The following is a 19,886-nucleotide window of genomic DNA, read 5'->3' as shown; positions in this document are numbered from 1 at the left end:
CATCCGTGAGCGATCGCGAGGGGAGCGAACGCCCGCTGGCGGCGGATCATCAGGCCACGCCCAGTTCTCAGCAGGTGCGGGTCGGCGCGTGGGCGGCGGCATCTGCCGCGGTGTTGTTCGGCAGTGCCTTCGTGGCGACGGCGTTCCAGTTGCGCTCCTTCACGCCCACGTCGGCGGCGATGTGGCGCGGCGGCGTCGGCGCCCTTCTCCTCGCTGCCCTCATCCTGGTCCAGCGGACCAGGAGGCGTCGGGCGACGCGACCTGGGCACGGGGAGCCAGTTGCGCGTTGGGCCCGCCGCTGTCGCGTACTCGTGCTCGGTGCGCTCAGCGGTCCGATCTTCATCGTCGGCATGAACTTTGCCGTCGCAGGCGTCGGTTCGACCATCACGGGCTTCGTCGTCGCGCTCTACTCCATCCTCTCAGCGGCCATCGCCCCGCTGCTTCTGCACGAACCGCTCCGCGCCCGCGCCGTCGCCGGTCTCGTCAGCGCGCTGGTAGGCACGGGTCTGCTCGCTCAGCTCTCCCTGGCAGACACGAGTGCCTCGGGGATGGCGGCGGGGCTGGGCGCGGCCGTCAGCTACGCCTGTTATCTGGTCCTTGGCCGTCGGTGGCTCAGTCCATTCGGTATCAGGCCAGAACAGACCGCCCTTTCGGCTGCCGTGCTGACGGTTGTCGTGGTGCTCGCCTGGCTGGCGGCGTTCGAGCGCAGCATGATCATGCCCACGCACTGGCGCGTCGACGCGGTGGTAGCGCTGGTGTGGCTCGGTTTCGTGATGGTGGCCGGACAGACCCTCGTGATGGCCAGCGTGCGTCGTGTGCGCGCGGAAACCTCGGCTTCGCTGCTCCTCCTCAACCCTGTCACGGCGGCCCTGCTGGGCGTGACCGTCCTCGGTGAGAAGCTCGCCACCGGTCAGGTGCTTGGAGGCCTCCTCGTGCTGGTCGGTATGGCCTTGGCCTCGGGCCTCTTCGCCGTCCTGCGCCCCAAGCGTCGCCCGACCCACCCGCTGGCGGGCCACAATGATCCACCGCGGCGGGTCCGGAGCCTCTGATCGTTGGGGAAGGTCGGAACTGTCAGCTGGCTTCACGCCACTTCCGGCCAGAGTCTCGCAGGCTGCGCGGACTCCCCTCCTCACCCACTGTTCGGGAAGGGACTTTGCCCGCATCTCCGTGTTTTTCCAGGTCCGGGAGCATGCTTCGTTGTAGTCGGCCTACAGCGTCGGCCAACTGGAAGCAGGTGAGCTGTACGTCGACCCGCGCGCGGTGCCACTGCGTTATCACCACGGCAAGGAGGAGGCCGGTGAGCACGAGGGCACCGTTGAAAACTTGAAGGATGAAGACGCTCTCCAGCAGGCCGCGGCCCTCGAAAGGTCGATACCCGCGACCCGCGGATTCAATGGTGACTGCGGCCACCAATGAAGCACAGGGGGCCACTCCACCCAACTGGAACCGCAGTGCTGCAAACACAATGAGCGGGAAACCGAGAAATACCAGGCCGAAGGTAAAATTTGCGACTATTGTGAGAGCAAGGGTGGCAAGGAGGAGGGCGACGAACTCAATCCGTCTCGACCATCCGACGTGCCTGGCGAGCCGAAATTCGCGCAGAACGAGGAGGAGCGGCGTCACCACCAGGACGCCCAGCACATCGCTCGACCACCACGCGAACCACAGGCGCAGGAAGTCTTTCGCCGGCCAGGACTCCGCCGCTACGAGAGCCGCAGTGCCGATGGAGGCGCTCAGTGACATCGCCGCGAATGCGCCCAGGAGCACAAAGGAAACCGCGTCCTTGATCCGATCCAACCCGATCCGGAAGCCCACCCGGCGTAGGAGTAAGTAGGCGCATACCGGGGCGATCGTATTGCCAGAAGCGACCAATACCGCCTCGAGTGCTGGCACAGCCGTCATATTTGACAGGAAAGATCCGACGAATATGCCCGGCCACACCTTGACGCCGAACAGCAGAAGGCAAGCCAAGGCAACTCCCGCCGATACCCAGAGCGAGGTAACCGGCAAACCGGGCGGTGTCGTGAGGACAGCCAGGTACGTACCGGCGTAATATGCCGCAGCCACACCGAAGACCTGCATTCCAAGTAATGCAGGCGGCTTGATTCCACTGGTCGCGCGGCCAACGCCAAGCACAGGATCACGCTACAACCACTGCGGACCAGAGTGCAGGGGCGAAATGTGACGCCCGCACCATCTTGGCCGGCGATCCCTCGCCTGGACCGTCCCCGCAGAGTCGCCGCCGGGGAAGAGTGGCCAGCGCGACCCCTCGTACCCATCGTGCAATGGTGCCGTTACGGGGTGGGCGGCGCCACGTGGGTCCGGTGGTCCTTGGCGAGGCCGTGGAGCGGGCAAGGCTGCCTGGGCTGTCGGGGACACAGGACCCACAGGTCCGCCGCCGTTGCCTGGTAGAGGCGGTACGGGGCTGGCGCGGCCACCTCGTCCCGGTTGAATCGAGTCACGCCTTCTCCATCGGGACGGGGGTAGATCTCGAGCGCGCGGTCGAGGTCGCTCCCCGACAGTTCGCGCGCCTCGCCGGCGGCGTACACGGCGCGTCCGTGGTACGGCGCAACGGTCGAGTCGAAGATGACGATGCTCACCTGCGGACGCTCGGCGAGGTTGCGTGAGTGCTGGGCGTCGGTGGCCGAGAGCCAGTAGAACTCCCGGCCACCGGCCGAGGCGAAGTAGACCGGGGAGGTCCACGGGCGGCCGGCCGCATCGACCGTCCCCAGCGTCAGGTAGAGGTTCGTGTCGATGATGGCCTGAGCGTGGGCCGCGATGTCGTGGTCTGTCATGCCCAACATCCTTCGCTACCTGACGATCCGGTACCTGAGGTGGGTCGCCGACGGCGTGGAGAGCACGTCGACCACCTCCATCTGTACGTGCTTCTCGTATGGGTCCTCGAACATCCGCGTGCCGCTGCCGAACAGGACGGGCACGAGGTGGATCGAGATCTCGTCGACCAGGCCGGCCTCGATGTACTGCCGCCCGAGGTCGGCGCCGCCCATGACGCACACGTCCTTGTCCCCGGCGGCGGTATGGGCCCGCCCGAGCGCGCTCTCGATGCCGTCGGTCACGAACTGGTACACCCCGCCCGGCGGGTTGTCGGCCGGGGTCTCGTGCGTGACGACGAACACCGGCCGCCGGGCCAGCCCGCTCGGACCGTCCGCGCCCCACCACGGCAGCGAGTGGTCGTAGGTCCGGCGGCCGCAGATCACGGCCCCCAGGGCTTCGCCGGACCGCTCCAGGAAGTGCCGGTTCGTCTCGTCCGTGTCGAACGCCCAGGCGACCAGCCGCAGGCCCCCGTCGCCCATCGGCTCCTCCGGTGTCTGGTTCGACGCGGTCACGAAGCCGTCCAGAGACATGCTGATGTCGAAGACGGTCTTGCTCATGTCTGTACCCCTGTTATCTCGTTGGTCCGGCGATCTGCCGGCCTGTCGAGCATGGCCCCGGCGGCCGTGGTGGGCCATCCGTGGCCAGCACGGATCCACCACGGATCCACCACGGATCACCGCCAACTGCGGGCACGGAACGAGCTCAGAACACCGGGTGAGGGACCATGTTGTGGTGGAGCCGATGGAGATCTCGCCCCGGGAGGCGGAGGTGTTGGCTGCCGTCGGCGAACACCAGTCCAACGCACAGATCGCCGGCCGGCTGCACATCTCCGTACGCACCGTCGAGAGCCATGTCTCGTCACTGCTGCGCAAGCTCGGTGTCGTCGACCGCAGGGAGCTGGCCGTTCTGGCCACACGAGTGGCGGAGCCACCGGCCACCGGCGGCCGGTTGACCGGGATCCCGGACAGCCGCACCACGTTCGTCGGCCGGTCGCGAGACCTCGACGTCGCACTGGAGCGGCTGGCCCGGGCGCGGCTCGTGACGCTGCTGGGTCCCGGCGGCGTGGGGAAGACGCGGCTGGCCGCGGTCGTGGCCGAGGCTGCCGCGCCTTCGTACCCCGGCGGCGGAGCGTTCGTCGACCTGGTGCCGGTCCGCGCCGGTTTCCTCGTACCAACCGTGGCGGGTGGGTTGGGCGTCACCGAACGGCCGGCACGGTCGCTGGAGGACTCCGTCGTCGAACGGCTTGGCGTGGGGCGGTCATTGCTCGTGCTCGACAACTGCGAGCACCTCGTGGAGGAGGTCGGCACGTTCGTGGAGCGGGTGCTGTCGGAGTGTCCGGGCACCACGGTCCTGGCCACGAGCCGGCAGCGGCTGGGGCTGACCGGGGAACACGTCGCGCCGGTACGACCGCTGCCGCTGGACTCCGACGCCGAGCGCCTGTTCCTGGACCGGGCACTGGCCGTGTCGCCCGACTTCACGGCCGACCCGTCGGCCGTCACGCGGATCTGCGCCCGGCTCGACGGCATGCCACTGGCGATCGAGCTCGCCGCGGCCCGATCGGCGTCCCTGGGCATCGAGGGCCTGCTCGCGGCGCTGGACGATCAGCTGCGCCTGCTCACCGGCGGTCGGCAGGCCGACGAGCGGCACCGCTCGCTTCGCGCGGTCATCGGGTGGAGCCACGACCTGCTCGACCAGGACGAGAGGGCCCTGTTTCGCCGGCTGTCCGTGTTCGTCGGAGGATTCGACCTGGCCGCCGCGGAGGCGACCACACCGGGCGCGACCCGCGGCGAACTGGCCGACCTCGTCGGACGGCTGGCAGACCAGAGCCTGCTCGTCCACGACGGCACCGGTCCGGGCCGGTGGCGCCTGCTGGACATGGTGCGTGCGTTCGGTCTGGAACAACTCGCCGACGCGGGCGAGGCGGACGCGCCCCGGCGGCGGCATCTGGAGTGGGCGGCAGACACCGCGGCCGCGCTGGAGGCTCGGATCTCCCACGCGTGGGAACCGGACTTCGATGCCGTCGCCGACGATCTCCGCGCCGCGCTGGCCGGGACGGAGCCGGTCCCGGACGTCACCGCCCACAACCTGGGCCGGTCCCTGGCCCATCTGACGTTCGCGCGCCGGTTCTTCGTGGAGGCCCGCGGCCACTACCGCGCCGCCGCCGACCGGGCCACCGACGCGGTGGCGGCGGGTCGTGACCTGCGCGCCGCGGCCGATGCCGCCGTCATCGTCTCCGCCGGTCCGGCGGCGTTCGACCTCCTCCTGGACGCCGCCGAGCGGGCGCGCGTCGAAGGTGAGGACAACGCCCGAGCGGCCGCCCTGGCCCAGGCAGTCGTCGTCAACCTTCGCAACCCGAACGGTTTCTGGGGCGCGGTGACCTCCGAGCAGCGGTCGGAGCTGCTGCGGGAGGCGACCGCGGCCGCCGGCGCCGATCCGACGGCGGCCGCACTGCTCGCCGCTGCCCGGGCCTGGCACGAGCCGACCGCGCCCACCGCGCCGACGGACCCGACCGACCCGACGGACCCGCTCACCCTGTCGCGCGCTGCCGTGAACGCGGCCCGGCAGGCCGGCGAACCGGCCCTGATCGCTGCCGCCCTCGACCTGCTCGGTGTCGCCGCCATCCGCGCGGGCCGGTTCCGCGAGTCGCAACGCATCCTCGCCGAGCGGATGCGGATCCTCGGCAGGTTGGTCGCCCACGAGCCCACCGATGCGGCCGAGATCACCGATGGCTACCACATGGCTGCGTCCGTCACGCTGGCGGCGGGCGACCTGCCGGCAGCCTGCGAGGCCGTGGAACGGGCGCGCCGGCACGACCCGGTCGGCGACCATCCGTACCTGTCGGCGCCACGGCTCATCCGGGTGCGCGCGCTGTCCGGCGGGTTCGACGAGGCCGCCGACGCCGCGCGGGCCCTGTGGGACAACTGGGTGCGCGACGGCTCGCCCGCCATGACGTGGATGTCGTCCGCCTTCGCGACGGCCGCACTGGTGCACGGCCTACGCGGCGACGGGCGATATGAGCTGTGGCGGTCCCGCGCGCTCACGGTCGCCGGCTGCGACGACCCGGCCGGCAGTCCCGACCTGATGGCCGTCATGGCGTTCGTGGACGCCCGGATCGCGATCCATGCAGGCGACAGCGGGGGCGCCGGAGTGCTGGTCGAGCGGGCGTACGCGGCCTTCCCGGAACGCTGGTGGGAGGGTTACGCCCGCGCCGCCGGAGCCGAGTTGGCCGTCGTCGCCGGCCTCCCGGACGCCGCCGAGCGACTCGCCCAGGTCGAGCATCTGGCGGCCGAACACCGGTGGACCGCGGCGTGCCTGGACCGCGCCCGGGGACGACTCGAGCGCGACCCCCACGCCATCGCCGAGGCCCTCGCGGCGTGGGAGCGGCTCGACGCGCGGTTCGAGCGGGCGTGCACGCTGCTCCTGCTGCCCGACCGCGAGCCCGAAGGGCATGCCGAACTGCGCGCCCTCGGCTGCCCGCCGCCCACCCGCCGCCCACCTGCGACGACTGCGTGACCGCGAGGTGTTGATCTACGGGCCGGAGAGCAAGGCGGTTCAGGTCGTCGCAGCTCTCAGCAGGGCGAGCGCTGTTTCCTGCGCGTGGAAGTCTTCGGTTGGCTCGAGAACGATCACGAGCGCAGAAGCCGGGTGGGCCGGTTTTGGCCGTGCCCGACCAGGCGCATCGTGACGTTGACCAGGCCCGAAAGGGCAGCCTAGGTTTCACTGGACTTTTCTCCGGACGAGGTGCCGGGCGATGTGGAGGAGGGCTGTGAACGTCACTACACCGGAGGTCAGCTCGCCCGGGGCGGAGGCCCACGGCGAGGGTCTCCTGGACGACGCCCGTCTCTCCGCGACTCTGCGTACCTTCCGCGACTCCGGAATGGTGATCATCAGGAACGCCTACGACGCCGACCGGATCGCCACCCTCAGGGCCAGCTACGACGACCTGCTCGCCCAAGAGCGGGCCGCACCGAACGGCAGTCGCAGCGTGCAGCCGACAGACGGCCAGAACCACATCCAGATGCAGATGCCGCTCGTCCCGCCCTTCGCCGACGTCGACGTCGTGGCTCATCCGGTCGTCGCGCAGGTCCTCGCCGCCGTCCTCGGGACCGACTACCGCTGCTGCCTGTACAACTCCAACACCGCGTTCCCGGGCTCGACCCACCAGCAGGTCCACCGTGATGCGGGTCCCGTCTTCGGCAGCGGGCTCGGCGTACCGACTCCGACGACCGGTGTCGTCCTCAACATCCCCCTGTGCGACTTCACCGAGGAGAACGGGAGCACCGAGGTCTGGCCCGGCTCGCACCTGATCGTGGACCACCCGGACGACGCGGGCGCAGAGCTGACCGACCGGGCTCGTGCCCTCGCGTCGGCGAGGTTCAACATCCCAGTGGGCGCGATCGCCCTGCGAGACCTCCGCCTCTGGCATCGCGGCACGCCGAACCAGTCCGACGGCGCACGCACGATGCTGGCGATCGTCTACCAGCGGAGCTGGCTCGGATGGCGGTCTCCCGCGCTCAGAGTCCCCGCAAAGACCTGGCGCGCGTGGCCGTCCCACGTCCAGACCGTGTTCGCTGCCGCTCCCGTCGACGACTGACCGCGCGAGTCGGCTCCAGGTTCGTCGGAAGCGACGCGCACGGTACGTCAGGACCGCAGGACGTCAGCGGCCGCGTTGTGCGTACTGGTGGAGATAGGCGACGTTGCCGAGGACCCAGCCGAAGACGCCGCCGAGGCTCTCGGGGGTCGGCTGGTAGTTCTCGTAGACGGCCAGGGAATGGTGGAAGACCTGCTCGTCCCATGGCGCGAGCGGCATCCACCGCGGTGTCTGGAGCGCGTAGGTGGGGTTGAGCGCACCGGTTCCGTCGACACGAACGTGTGCCGAGGCACCGCCCGCCACGTTCTGGGTGTACGTACGCGCCAGTCTGGCCAGGTCACGCCCGTCCATCCCGAGGTGCGCCCGGAACGCAGCAGCCGCGAACTCCACGGTGATCGCGGCGTGGGAGACGTCCTCGATCTGCCGTGCGGGGGTGGCGAGGTTCGGGTTGTAGAGCGAGACGTCGGTCTCGGGCGACCCGGTCTTCGGGTAGCCGTTGTAGATGTTTCCGAACGTCGGCCAGTAGTGCCACGTGTACGCGTCACCGGCGTCGACGGCGAGCTGGCCGCGGAGCATCTTCGCCATCGCCCTGGTCCGGTGCCGGTACTCCTCTTCACCGGTGATGACGGCGAGTTCGGCAACGGTCTGACCCCAACCCAGCGTCTGGTTGATCGGCTGCTCCGAACCGTCCCACTGCTGCGCCGAACCCTTCCGCCAGATGAGGTTCCCCTCGCCCGCTTCGGTCTCTCGCCACTCCGGGTCGTGGACGGCGACGGCCTCGCGGACCGCGTGGAGGTACTCCTCCGCCTTCTCCCGGTACCGCGGGATTTCACGTAGCCGCGGAGAGTGCCGCACCAGCCTGACGAACCCCGAGATCGGAAAGGTGATCATCCCGGTGTGTACGGCGAAGATGGTCGGCAGCGAGGTCATCTGGTACGTGCCCGGTGCGGGATCCCCGGCCGCGCTCGGTGTCTCCCGCAGGTCGCGTGCGGTGCCTAGCACGGTGGCCGGATAGGCGTCGTAGAGCCGGCGCACCACGTAGTTCGGGCTGGCCGGATCCATGCTGAGACCGGCGTAGGTGCGGCGGTTGCCGCTCTGGCTGTGCAGCACCGTGAGGTCGAAGGTCCCCGGCTCGCTCCCGGCGACCACCGTCACCGACGTGGAGCTGCTGTAGACCCGACCGACGCGGACCTCCAGCGTCGGCCGCCCTGATGCGTCCAGGAGTTCCACCACGCCAACGGTGTAAGGGTGGTTGGCCCGCCAGGCCGGCAGCGACTCGCCCTTGTAGTCGGTGACGCCGCGCTCGCTGTCACGGACCGAGAGCACGAGGTCGGTGTTCTCGACCAGGCGGTCGAGATAGCGGGTGTCGCCGTACGCCGCATACATCCGCAGGAGACCTGCCAGGACGTACGACTGGCCCCAGCCCAGCCCGCCGGACTTCCCGTGGGCGGTGTCGTCGTTCGCCTCGTCGGGCTGGCCGTCGACACCGCTGCGGTAGAACTCCTCGTGCCAGGCGTCTCAGGTCTGCCGGTCGAGGTAGACGCTGTCCGTTGCGGCGTACGCGGGTCGGGCCAGGCCACCGGCGAGGGCTCCTGCTGCCAGGGTGACCGCGCCGGAGCGTTGCAGGAACGTCCGCCGCGTGGAGCCGGACCTCGACCCTGGGCCTTGGCCGGGGCGATGCTGGCTGGCGCTGGTGTGGTCGGCGTTGTTCTCTCGGGGCATGGCACTCTCCCTCAGCTGAGCTGCGCTGTCGTCCTGGCCACCTCGGAACGCCAGTGGCGGTAGGCATCCGGCTCGTCTTCGTAGGCGTAGTTGTCGGTCACGACGTCCGAGGCGGCGAGGAGACGCTCTGCCCGGGCGAGGAGCTTCGGATCGGTGTCGGCCGGCGCCTCGTCGATGGCGCTGCGCAGGGCGTCCAGCAGGTTGTAGTCCTCGAGCCCGTCGCGGATGTTCTCCAACCGGATCGAGGGGATCGGACCGTCGGGCCCGGGGTAGAGCAACGCCCCGTCGCCAGCCCGGTTGTTCCACGTCCGCGGATCCCAGCTGCTGAGCGGACCGTCGTCGACGATCCCGTGGCCGTACCACCGGTCCACCCGGTAGTAGAGGAACCCGTCCAGGCCGGCCTGGTGGATCATCGGACCGAGCAGCGTCCGCAGCTGTCCCGGGTCGTAGTTGATGAAGACATTGGGTGTCGGGTTCGTGTTGCCCGCATGGAGATACCACCAGGCTTCACGACCGTCGGCGTGGCGCTCGGCGATGATCTCCGGGTCGTACCACGGGACGTCTCGGACCCACCAGTCCATCACCTCGTCGAGCCCGGACACGCGACCCATCTGGTTGTCGATGGTGGTCGTGAGCACCCGGACGCCGGGGAAGCGTTCCTTGAACCGGGTGAGGACGTAGCGGATCACCTCGGTGTGCTCCGCACGGGTCTCGTCGCAGCAGTAGAGGTACGCCTTGTCGAGGAGTCCGGCGGCGCGGTACTGGTCGACGTAGGGCTGGATCCGGTCGAACAACGCGTCGGCCTGCTGCGCCCAGGTCTCGGGTGCGCCGAGGTCGAACAGGCGCGGGTCGAAGTACCAGATGTTGAACTGCCGGAGCCCGCCGCCCTTCTCCTCGATCCTGCGCAGACTGTCGACCGACGGCGGGTTCGCTTCGTAGATGCTGCGGTAGATGTTGTCGCCCTGCAGGAGGTACTCGCCCAGGAACGCGTACTCCTCCTCGACCAGCGCGGCGACCTCGGCAGGATCCGTCACACCGTACGGTTCGGCGTAGGCCTTGGGATCGTGCCCGATCGCCGTACGCAGGCCGGGCTCCCTGGCGATGCCGACATCCCAGACCTGCACGTTCATCCGCACCCGCTGGGGCGCGATCCCGTCGGCGCGCAGCTCGAGCTCGACGGGATACACGCCGGGCCGGGTGTCACGCGAGGCCTCGACGGCCACCCAGAAGGACTGGAGGTCGCCCGCGGCCACGTCCGTGCTGTCGCGGCCGGTCTGGATGGGATCGGGTGTCCATCCTTCGTACACGCTCGGCCGGAACGCGGTCGGCGTGGCCGGCTGCTGGTCGACCGGGGGCGCCATGTTCAGCGAGACGACCGGGTGCGCGTCGACCCGGAGTCCGTCCGGTCGGTCGTCGACGATCCTGGCCTGGACCCGTGCACCGGCCAGCGGTGTCGCGTACGGCAGCGCGACGAGTTGGATGCTCTCGTGCTCGCCGCGGACCATGTCCAAGGTCGGCGACGTGAAGTCGCAGTCGCAGGGGAGGTCTCGTGGATAGACGCGCGACATCGAGTCCGCGAACCCCAGCCCGACCGGTGCCGTCGGCCGCGCCCTCCGGGCATCCACCAGGGTGGACAGGCGCCTGACCCGCCAGCGGATGTCGGTCAGTCTGGACCAGATCTCGCGCGCCTCCCCGACCGAGTCGCCGACAGACCCGATCTGCTCGGCGTACGTGTCCAGCTGTTGTTGCAGTGCGTCCGCCTGCTCGATCAGGGATTGGTCAGGGCTGGACGGCCCTGACGTGATCCGCTTCCGCACCTCGTCGAGCGCGTCCGATGCCTTCGTGAGTGCTCCGCGCAGATCCATCAGGCCGACCAGCGCGGACGCGACCCGGGCCTGCTCCGCGGGGACGTCGGTCGGGTTGTCGGTCAGCCGGATGTCGTCGGCGTAGAGCCGCTTGGGGCTGGGGGAGCGCTCGGTGCTGAGCTGGATCTTGTCGAGGCGGCTCAGGTCGACACCCGCGGCCGCGATGTCGGCCGTCCTGACCTCGAACACGCGGTGCTCGAACGGCTGGGCCCACTGCGAACGAAGGAGGTAGTGGCCGTCGTCATCCCACACCACGACGTACAGGCGGGCCCGCTCGGCCGAGGCGTTCGCCATGCCGACATGGAGGTAGCGCCGCTGGGTCCAGTCCACCTCCGGCAGCGTCGACCCGACGTTCAGCCAGATGCGGGGAAAGACCAGGCCGGCCTTGGAGTCGAACGCGCCCATGTCGAGCTGCATCGACGCGTTTCCTTCGCTGGCGAACGTGTCCGTGACCTTGGCGCTGTCGAGGTCCGGTGCCGGCAAGGTCGCACCGTCCAGGGCGTCGGCGGACTCGAAGTCGGCCAGCACGAGGTCTTCGGCGGCGGCTGCCGGCCCCGGTGCGAGCAGGGTGGCGACCAGGGCGGTCAGGGCCAGGGCGAGCAACGACAGGGCGCCTCGGCTTTGGGCTCGACCTCGCATGGACGTCCTTCCCTGATATCCGGCCAGTTTTACTGCTGACCGAAAACCCATTTATGACCAGGACCGAAAGTAGGCTCCGGTTGTGGGGGTGTCAAGGGTTTCGGCCGACGTCCACGAACGGCTGGTGGTGCTGTGTGTGGTGCTGCCGGGGTCAACCCTTGACCGCGCCGGCCATCCCTTCGACGAAGTGCTTCTGCATCGCGAGGAAGAACGCGACGACCGGGACCATCGCGATCACCGCACCGGCCGCGGCGGTGCGGGCATCGGCGCCGAACGTGCCGGCCAGATAGGCGAGCCCGAGCGCGACGGGGTACTTCCCCGCGTCCTTGAGGACGACCAGCGGCCAGAGGAAGTTGTTCCAGACGCTGACGAACCCGAAGATGGCCAGCACGGCGAGCGTTGGCCGGACCTGCGGCAACATCACGTTCCAGAAGATCCGCAGCTCGCCGGCGCCGTCGATCCGCGCGCTGTCGGGAAGCTCCTGCGGGATGCCCGCGAACGCCTGCCGCAGCAGGAAGATCCCGGTCGCCGACAGGACGCCGGGCAGGACCACGCCGGCGAACGTGTCGACCAGCCCCAACGACGAGACGATGAGGAACCGCGGGATCAGCATCACCTCCGGCGACAGGAACAGCGTCGAGAGGATCGCGTAGAAGATGACCTGCCGGCCGCGGAAACGGTAGCGGGCCAGCGGGTACGCCGTGAGGGCGGAGATGGCGAGGTATGCCGGCACCGTGGTGGCGACGTAGATGACCGAGTTGAGGACATAGCGGCCGTAGGGGACCGCCGTCCACGCGTCGACGAAGAAGTCGAAGACCGGCGGGAGCGGCAGCAGTTCGGGCGGGAACGAGTAGACCGGCTGGTCCGGCGACTTCAGGGCGGTGGTGACCAGGATGAGGAACGGCACCACGAAGACGCAGGCAACGAGCACCAGCACGGCGAGGTGCAGGATCGTTCGGCGGCGCGCGGGCGTCATCCGACCGGCTCCCCTCGGGTCAGGCGGTAGTTGCCGAGGGCGAAGAGGACCAGGATCGCCCAGAGGACGAGTCCCACCGCGCTGGCGTAACCGAAGTTGAAGTGTTCGAACGCCTCGGACCAGATGTAGAAGCCGAGCGTGGTGGACGCCCCCTGCGGTCCACCGCGGGTCATCACGAAGATCGACGCGAACGACTGCATGGCCATGATCCCGCCGAGCACGAGACAGACCGCGGCGTACGGGCGGATCAGCGGGACCGTCACGTGGGCGAAGCGCCGCCACCAGCCCGCGCCGTCCAGCTGCGCCGCCTCGTGCAGCTCGTACGGGATGGACTGGAGTCCCGCGAGGTAGATCATCATGAAGTAGCCCGCGCCCTGCCACGCCTCGACGACGACGACCGCGGGCAGAGCCCATGCCGGGTCGAGCAGGAACTGGATCGGCTGGTGGATCAGCCCGACCTCGAGCAGCGCCCAGTTGAGGATGCCGCGCGGGTGGAAGACGAACGCCCACGCGATCGCGATCGCCACCATCGAGGTGATCACGGGGAGGTAGTAGACGAGCCGGAAGACCTTGATCCCGCGCAACCTGGTGTTGACGGCAAGAGCGAGCAGCAGCGGCACCACCATCACGAGCGGCAGGAAGAGCGCGAGGAACTTCACGGAGTTCCAGAACGCCTGCCAGAACTCCGCGCTGCCCGCGAGTGCCTGGAAGTTGGCCAGTCCGACGAACCGCGGCGGGCTCACGACGTCGTAATGGAGGAACGCGACCTGGACCGCGATCAGGGCGGGCCAGACGAAGAACACGGCGAAGAACGTGAGTCCTGGCAGCAGGAAAAGGTAGGGGACCCACCACCGGTGCGGTGTCTTCATGGCGGCCTCCGCCGGCTGTGTCCGTGCCTTGACATCACCTCGACGCGTCGTATGCTGCTCACAGGCGGTCGATTTATGGCCGTCCGTAATTCGCAATACGATCCCAGACAATACGAGCCGGCCGGACGACCCGTCAACGGCTCCTGGCGCGGAGGTTCGTCCATGGCACGGGTGGCCAAGCTGCTGGCGGCGAGCCTCGTCGCCGGCATGGTCTGCGTCGGCTGCGTCCCGGGGACGAGCGGGACCGACACGACGCAGCAGACCGCTCAGAAGAGCGGAGAGCCGGTGACCGTCGAGTTCTGGACCATCAACCTGAAGAAGAACTACGGCGAGTACGTCGAGGGGCTCATCGACGGCTTCGAGAAGAGCCACGACGACATCACCATCAAGTGGGTCGACGTCCCCGGCACCGACGTCGAGAGCAAGCTCCTCGCCGCCCTGGCCACCGACGACGTACCCGACGCGGTCAACATCGAGGACATGCGCGTCGACCAGTTCGGCGAGAGCCTCTCCGACCTCACGCCGTACTTCGACCAGGATGAGCTCGCGCCCTACATCGACGGCCTGGTCGAGTCCGTACGCCGCGACGACAAGTTGCTCGCCATCCCGTGGTACAACGGCGGTGCACCGGTGGCGTGGTACAACTCCAGCCTCTTGCAGGAGGCCGGCGTCGGCACCGACGATCTGCCCGAGACCTGGGACGAGGCACTCGACCTCGGCCAGCAGGTCGCCCAGAGGACCGACGCGTGTGCGTTCAACGCGCTGCCGACCCTCGACGTCCTGCTGTCCAACGGCGCGGAGCCGCTCAGCGCCGACCGCACCAAGCCGGCGCTCAACACGCCGGAGAACGCCCAGGTGCTGGAGAAGTTCCGCGCCGCCTACAAGGACGGCACCATCTGCCCCGGCGCGGTGAGCGAGAACATCCGGAACCTCCCGCAGACGGTGGCCAACGGCATGGCCGCGGCGTCCGTCGACGGGTTGCCGTTCCAGCTCCTCGACATCGAGAAGAACGCCGCCAAGACCTACACCGACCTGGCGGTCGGCCACGCGGTGACCGGGACGACCGGCGACTTCATCATCGGCGGCATGCAGACCTTCGCGATCCCCGCCAAGAGTGACGTGAAGGAACAGGCCGCCGAGTTCATCGAGTACGTCACCAGCGCCGAGGCCCAGCTGGAGTTCTGCAAGCTGGTCACGATCTTCCCCTCCACGAAGGACACCCTGGAGGACCCGTTCTTCACCGACGTCGAGGTCAAGAGTCCGGCCGATGCCGCCCGCAAGGCCGTGGTGGAGGAACTTCCGAAGGTGAAGACGAAGGACCTGGGCACGAAGGTCGACCTCGAGCTGGACGAGGCCTACCTCGAGCGGATCCGTGCGTACATGACCGGAGACCAGGCTGCCGCCGACGCGCTGGCCGACGTCGAGCAGGACTGGACCGACCTGCTGTCGAAGAAGTGATGGCCCGTGGTTGAGCACGTACGGTTCGGCGTCGTCGGCACCGGAGTCATGGGTGCGGCACACGCGCAGACCCTGGCGACGCACCCCGCCGTGACGGTCACGACGATCACCAGCCGCGACGCCGTGGTGGCCGGCGAGGTGGCCGGGCGGGTCGGCGCGCGCGTCGCCCCGGACTGGGCCGACCTGGTGGCCGATCCCGAGGTCGACGCAGTCCTGGTGGCGACACCGGACCACCTGCACACCGACGTGGCGGTCGCCGCCGCTGAAGCCGGCAAGGCGGTCCTGATCGAGAAGCCGCTCGCCACCTCCAGCGCCGACGCGGCGAGGATCGCCGCGTCGGTGGAACGGGCGGGCGTCGTCGCGAGCGTGTTGTTCAACCACCGTTGGGTTCCGGCGTACGCCGAGACGTACGAACGTATCCGGGCCGGCGACCTCGGCGCCCCGGTGGTCGGCTACGCCCGCAAGAACGACCGGATCTATGTGCCCACCCAGATGCTCAGTTGGGCCGCGCAGACCACGCCGGCGTGGTTCCTGTCCAGCCACGACATCGACCTGCTCACGTGGTTCTTCGACGACCAGCCCGTCGAGGTGTTCGCCACCGCCGTCAAGGGGAAGTTGCGCGACCTCGGCATCGACACCCCAGATGCGATCCAGGCCCAGGTGCGGTACGCGGGCGGCGCCGTTGCGACGTTCGAGTCCTGCTGGGTCTATCCCGACTCCTTCCCCACCATGACCGACTCGTTCCTCGAGGTGGTCGGGGCCGAGGGCGTCATCCACCTGGATCGCAAGTGTGAACAGCTCGAGCTCGCGACGACGAAGACGTACGAGTATCCGCGGACGATGCTGCAGCGGTCCGTGCACGGCGTCCCCGCGGGGGCGGTCCGCGACTGCCTGTGGCACTTCGTCGACTGCGTGCGCTCGGGTACCCCACCACTGGTCAGTGTGGGGAGCGCCGCCGTCACGACCGCCGTTCTGGACGCTCTGCACCGATCCGCCGCGACGGGAACGCTCCAGCGGGTGGATCCCGTTGTCCACCAGGCGTCCGCACCACGCGAGGAGGCAGCGCCGTGAGCTCACCCGTCCTGACACGGACCACGCCCGTCCGCACCCGCCCCTGGCCGACCTGGCCGCCGCCACCCGGCGAGGGTGAGCGCAAGGGCCTCGAAAGGGCCTTGGACGAAGGGATCTGGGCCGGGGTCGACGGTCCGCTCAAGCGGGAGTTCGAACGCCGCTGGGCCGATGCCACCGCCAGCCGGCACGGGCTCGGCGTCAGCAACGGCACCGTGAGCCTGGAGATCGCACTGCGGGCGCTCGGTGTCGGCTCCGGCGACGAGGTGATCGTGCCGCCGTACACGTTCGTCGCCACCGCCACCGCCGTCCTCGGCGTCAACGCGCTCCCCGTGTTCGCCGACCTCGATCCCGAGACCTACAACCTCGACCCGGCGGCGGTCGAGGCGGCCGTCACCGACCACACAAGGGCGGTGATCGCCGTCCACCTCGGCGGTCACCCGGTCGACCTCGACGCCCTGACCGCCCTCTGCGACCGGCACGGGCTCGCGCTCATCGAGGACGCCGCGCACGCGCACGGCGCACAGTGGAACGACCGCCCGGTCGGTGCGTTCGGGGCGTTCGGCTCGTGGTCCTTCCAGGCGTCGAAGAACCTCACCTGTGGTGAGGGAGGCGCGCTCACGTCCAACCACGACGACCTCGCCGAGCAGGCCTGGGAGCTGCACAACTGCGGCCGCCGGCGCACCGGTGCGTGGTACGCGCACCACCGGGTCGGCGGCAACCACCGGCTCACCGAGTGGCAGGCGGCGATCCTGCTCGCCGGCCTTGACCGGCTGCCCGACCAGATCGCCCGTCGGGAGGAGTGCGCGGCGGTCCTCGACCAGGAGCTGGCGAAGGTTCCCGGCCTCCGGCCCCTCGGACGCGATCGCCGCGCGAGCGTGCATGCCCATCACCTGTACCTCTTCCGCTACGACGCGGCGGAGTTCGGCGGCCTGTCGCGGGACGACTTCGTGGCCGCACTCGTGCACCACGGCATCCCCGCCTCCTCGGGTTATCCGCTGCCGCTGTACCAGCAGGAGCTGTTCACCGAGGCGACATTCGACCGGGCGGCCACGGGCTGGGACGCCGCCCGGGCTAGCACGCGGTACGCCGACGTGCGGCTGCCCGTCTGCGAGCGGGCGTGTGCCGAGACCGTGTGGCTGCCGCAGAACCTTCTGCTCGCCCCCGTCGGGGAGATGGCGGACGTGCTCGAGGCGGTCCGGCTCGTTCGCAGGGGTGCGACCGGGTGACGTCCGCACAACGACGCGACGAACCGACGGATCCACTCGCCGACACGCACACCGGCGGTCCGCCACCCGCGGTGTGGCTCTTCGACGCCAACGCCATGACCGGCCGGATCGCCACCGGACCGTGCGCGGAGGACGCTGGTGCGTTGCTGACCCACCTGGACCGGTTCGGCATCGCCTCGGCGCTCGTCACCCACACCCACGCGTGGCGACACGAGGTCGCGCGCGGCAACGAGCTGGTGCTCACCGAAACCGCAGCGACGGCCCGGCTGCAGCCGTGCTGGATGGTGCTCCCCGACACCTGCGGCGAGGTACCGCCAGCGATCGAGTACCTCGCCGGCGCGGCCGCCGCGGGAGTGCGGGCGTTCCGGGCCTGTCCCGCCGACCACGGCTACGACCTGCTCGGCCCCGACCTGGCCAAGCTGCTCACCGGCCTGGAGGAGCGGGCCAGCCTGCTGCTCCTCGACCTGGACCAGGCGCCCTGGACGACGGTCGACGCGCTCGCCGAACGGCACCCCGGCCTGTCCGTGGTGGTGACCGGCACGGGGTACCGCGTCGCCCGCCCGATGGTCGGCGTACTGGACCGGCGGCCGAACGTCCATGTCGACCTGTCGTACCTCGGTACGCACCAGCTGCTGGAGTGGCTGGTCGCGCGGTTCGGTCCGACCCGGGTGTTGTTCGGCACCGGGTTCCCGCTCCGCGATCCCGCCGACGCGGTGACCCGGCTGCTGTGGTCGGACCTCGACGACGAGGCGGTGGCGGCCGTCGGTGGTGGGACTCTCCGCCAGCTGCTGGAGGGAGTGGTGTCCCCGTGACCAGCACCGTGACCGGCTCGGTGACGGCCGAACAAGCGACGACGGCCGGACCGCTTGGCGAGCGGGGCCGGGCCGCGCTGTTCTCGCGGCGGCCGCTGGAGGGTGTACGGGTGGTGGACGCCCACGCCCACGCCGGTCCGTACAGCCGGTTCTTCATCCCCGACCACGACGTCCCCGGCATGGTCGGCGTCATGGACCGGTGCGGTGTGAGCGTCGCGTTCGTGTCGACCCACCTGGCGCTGGAGCTGGACGTCGTACGCGGGAACGCCCTGACGGCCGAGCTGGTCGACCGGGCGGCGGGCCGGTTCCGCGGCCTGGTCGTCGTGAACCCCCACCACGACCCCGAGGCGACGCTCGCGCGGTGGATCGACGACCCGCGGTTCGTCGGCGTCAAGCTGCACCCCGACCTGCACGAGTACCCCGCGACGGGCACGCGGTACGAGCCGGTGTGGAGGGCCGCCGAAAAGCTCGGGTTCCCGGTGCTGGTGCACAGCTGGGCCGGCTCGGCGTTCGACGACCTGAGGCACTTCGTCACCCTCGCCGAACGCCACCCCGCCGCCACCGTCGTCCTCGGCCACAGCGGCGCCCGACGGCCGCACTTCGAGGAGGCCGCCGAGCTCGCCGCCCGGCACCCCGGCCTCGTGCTGGAGCTCTGCGGTTCGTTCATGACCAGCTACTGGGTACGCCGGCTGGTCGAGATCGTCGGACCCGACCGGGTGCTGTTCGGCTCGGACTTCCCGTTCATCGACCTGCGGTACTCACTCGGCCGAACGCTGTTCGCCGACCTCGCCGACGACGACCTGGCCAAGGTGCTCGGCGACTCGGCGAGCCGGTTGGTCCGCCGCTTCCGGCCCGACGACCCCGCCTTCGCGCCTCCCCTCGCACCCCGGCCGGACCACCAAGAAAGGCGTACGCCATGAGACTCGCCGTGCTGCCGACCGCCGACGGCCCGCGCCTCGCCCTCGGGCTCCCCGACGACTGGCTGGTACGCCTGGACCGCGTGGTTCCCGACGCGCCGACCGACACGTTCGCGCTGCTCGACCTGCCCGACCGCGACAAGCTCGCCGGCCGCGCCCGGGAGGCCCTCGAACGACCGGCCCTCCGCGAGGCGCTCCGCGCCGCAGGTGAGTTGCGGCACGTGGACGACGGCCCGCTCGCGGTTCCCCTCACGCGTACCGGCAAGGCGATCTGCCTGGCGCTCAACTACCAGGCCCACGCGCAGGAAGGCGGGTTCACGCCGCCCGAACGCCCGGTGATCTTCCTCAAGGGCCCCAACAGCCTGTGCGGACACGGCCAGGAGGTCGTCGTCCCGCCGGTCTCGCGGCGGATCGACCACGAGGGCGAGCTCGCCGTGGTCGTCGGCCGGCGCAGCCGCGGGCTCACGGCCGAGTCGTGGCGCGGCGCGGTGGCGGGCTACACGATCATGAACGACCTCACCGCCCGAGACCTGCAGCTGGCGGACATCGCCCAGCAGCACCCGTGGGACTTCACCAAGAGCTTCGACAGCTACGGGCCGACCGGACCGTTCCTGCTCACCCCCGACGAGGTGCCGGATCCGCAGTCGCTGGAGGTGTCCGTCCGCGTCGACGGCGAGGTCCGCCAGCACGGCAGCACCAGCGCGATGATCTTCGGCGTGGCCGACCTGCTCTGCTACATCTCCGCGGTGATGACGCTCGAGCCCGGCGACGTCATCGCCACCGGCACGCCCGACGGGATCGGCCCGCTGCGCGACGGCGCGACCGCGGAGGTCACCATCGGCCCCCTCGGGACACTCCGCAACCGGATACGGTTCGAGACCTAGATCCCTCATACAGAACGCCTG

17 protein-coding genes are annotated in these 19,886 nt (G+C 69.9%); 9 read left to right on the top strand and 8 right to left on the bottom strand.

Features of this window, described 5'->3' with window-relative positions; translation table 11 throughout:
- The first annotated feature begins 5 nt into the window (after positions 1-5).
- Positions 6-1,049: a DMT family transporter gene (locus ABNF93_RS01035; RefSeq protein WP_349325561.1), complete on the top strand. Its 1,044-nt coding sequence runs from the start codon at positions 6-8 to the stop codon at positions 1,047-1,049.
- Between the two features lie 22 nt (positions 1,050-1,071).
- Here ABNF93_RS01035 and ABNF93_RS01030 read toward each other — a convergent pair whose 3' ends face one another.
- The 3 genes from ABNF93_RS01030 to ABNF93_RS01020 form a co-directional block, all read right to left on the bottom strand.
- Entirely contained in the window at positions 1,072-2,136 is a 1,065-nt protein-coding gene (locus ABNF93_RS01030) for an MASE1 domain-containing protein (protein ID WP_349325560.1), read from the bottom strand.
- Between the two features lie 158 nt (positions 2,137-2,294).
- The gene (locus ABNF93_RS01025) at positions 2,295-2,795 is read right to left on the bottom strand and encodes a pyridoxamine 5'-phosphate oxidase family protein (protein ID WP_349325559.1); all 501 of its coding nucleotides are present in this window, start codon (positions 2,793-2,795) and stop codon (positions 2,295-2,297) included.
- 15 nt (positions 2,796-2,810) lie between these two features.
- The gene (locus ABNF93_RS01020; protein ID WP_349325558.1) at positions 2,811-3,392 is read right to left on the bottom strand and encodes a dihydrofolate reductase family protein; all 582 of its coding nucleotides are present in this window, start codon (positions 3,390-3,392) and stop codon (positions 2,811-2,813) included.
- A gap of 184 nt (positions 3,393-3,576) precedes the next feature.
- On the opposite strand from ABNF93_RS01020, the gene ABNF93_RS01015 reads away from it, so the two are divergent.
- Positions 3,577-6,348, top strand: coding sequence for an ATP-binding protein (locus tag ABNF93_RS01015; protein ID WP_349325557.1), 2,772 nt, complete (start codon positions 3,577-3,579; stop codon positions 6,346-6,348).
- A 253-nt stretch (positions 6,349-6,601) separates the two neighbouring features.
- Positions 6,602-7,429 (top strand): phytanoyl-CoA dioxygenase family protein, encoded by an 828-nt coding sequence (locus tag ABNF93_RS01010; RefSeq protein ID WP_349325556.1) that lies wholly within the window; start codon positions 6,602-6,604, stop codon positions 7,427-7,429.
- A gap of 63 nt (positions 7,430-7,492) precedes the next feature.
- Here ABNF93_RS01010 and ABNF93_RS01005 read toward each other — a convergent pair whose 3' ends face one another.
- The 5 genes from ABNF93_RS01005 to ABNF93_RS00985 form a co-directional block, all read right to left on the bottom strand.
- Positions 7,493-8,812 carry a hypothetical protein gene (locus tag ABNF93_RS01005; RefSeq protein WP_349325555.1) on the bottom strand — a complete coding sequence of 440 codons (1,320 nt, stop codon included), beginning with the start codon at positions 8,810-8,812 and terminating at the stop codon, positions 7,493-7,495.
- Positions 8,813-8,944: 132 nt separating this feature from the next.
- The gene (locus ABNF93_RS01000; protein ID WP_349325554.1) at positions 8,945-9,148 is read right to left on the bottom strand and encodes a twin-arginine translocation signal domain-containing protein; all 204 of its coding nucleotides are present in this window, start codon (positions 9,146-9,148) and stop codon (positions 8,945-8,947) included.
- Positions 9,149-9,159: 11 nt separating this feature from the next.
- Complete coding sequence (locus tag ABNF93_RS00995) at positions 9,160-11,652, bottom strand: glycoside hydrolase domain-containing protein (RefSeq protein ID WP_349325553.1); 2,493 nt, start codon at positions 11,650-11,652, stop codon at positions 9,160-9,162.
- A gap of 151 nt (positions 11,653-11,803) precedes the next feature.
- Positions 11,804-12,628: a carbohydrate ABC transporter permease gene (locus tag ABNF93_RS00990; protein ID WP_349325552.1), complete on the bottom strand. Its 825-nt coding sequence runs from the start codon at positions 12,626-12,628 to the stop codon at positions 11,804-11,806.
- Positions 12,625-13,497, bottom strand: a complete 873-nt coding sequence (locus ABNF93_RS00985) for a carbohydrate ABC transporter permease (RefSeq protein WP_349325551.1) — start codon at positions 13,495-13,497, stop codon at positions 12,625-12,627. Before ABNF93_RS00985 ends, ABNF93_RS00990 begins: the two co-directional genes overlap by 4 nt.
- 162 nt (positions 13,498-13,659) lie before the next feature.
- Here ABNF93_RS00985 and ABNF93_RS00980 point away from each other — a divergent pair, with 162 nt between their 5' ends.
- Genes ABNF93_RS00980 through ABNF93_RS00955 form a run of 6 tightly spaced genes read left to right on the top strand, consistent with a single transcriptional unit; the run spans position 13,660 to position 19,865 of the window.
- On the top strand, positions 13,660-14,955 hold the full coding sequence (locus tag ABNF93_RS00980) for an ABC transporter substrate-binding protein (protein WP_349325550.1): 1,296 nt from the start codon (positions 13,660-13,662) through the stop codon (positions 14,953-14,955).
- Between the two features lie 6 nt (positions 14,956-14,961).
- Positions 14,962-16,026, top strand: coding sequence for a Gfo/Idh/MocA family protein (locus tag ABNF93_RS00975; RefSeq protein ID WP_349325549.1), 1,065 nt, complete (start codon positions 14,962-14,964; stop codon positions 16,024-16,026).
- Positions 16,023-17,252, top strand: coding sequence for a DegT/DnrJ/EryC1/StrS family aminotransferase (locus ABNF93_RS00970; protein WP_349325548.1), 1,230 nt, complete (start codon positions 16,023-16,025; stop codon positions 17,250-17,252). Before ABNF93_RS00975 ends, ABNF93_RS00970 begins: the two co-directional genes overlap by 4 nt.
- A complete protein-coding gene (locus tag ABNF93_RS00965; RefSeq protein ID WP_349325547.1) occupies positions 17,249-18,064 on the top strand; it encodes an amidohydrolase family protein in 816 nt (271 codons plus the stop codon). The genes ABNF93_RS00970 and ABNF93_RS00965 overlap by 4 nt, the downstream gene beginning before the upstream one ends.
- Entirely contained in the window at positions 18,061-18,984 is a 924-nt protein-coding gene (locus ABNF93_RS00960; RefSeq protein WP_349325546.1) for an amidohydrolase family protein, read from the top strand. Before ABNF93_RS00965 ends, ABNF93_RS00960 begins: the two co-directional genes overlap by 4 nt.
- Complete coding sequence (locus ABNF93_RS00955; RefSeq protein WP_349325545.1) at positions 18,981-19,865, top strand: fumarylacetoacetate hydrolase family protein; 885 nt, start codon at positions 18,981-18,983, stop codon at positions 19,863-19,865. The genes ABNF93_RS00960 and ABNF93_RS00955 overlap by 4 nt, the downstream gene beginning before the upstream one ends.
- Positions 19,866-19,886 lie beyond the last annotated feature (21 nt).

This window comes from Actinopolymorpha sp. B9G3, assembly GCF_040120725.1.
Taxonomy (GTDB): domain Bacteria; phylum Actinomycetota; class Actinomycetes; order Propionibacteriales; family Actinopolymorphaceae; genus Thermasporomyces.
Note: the sequence above shows the minus strand (reverse complement) of the source record. Positions and strands in the feature narration are given on the sequence as shown.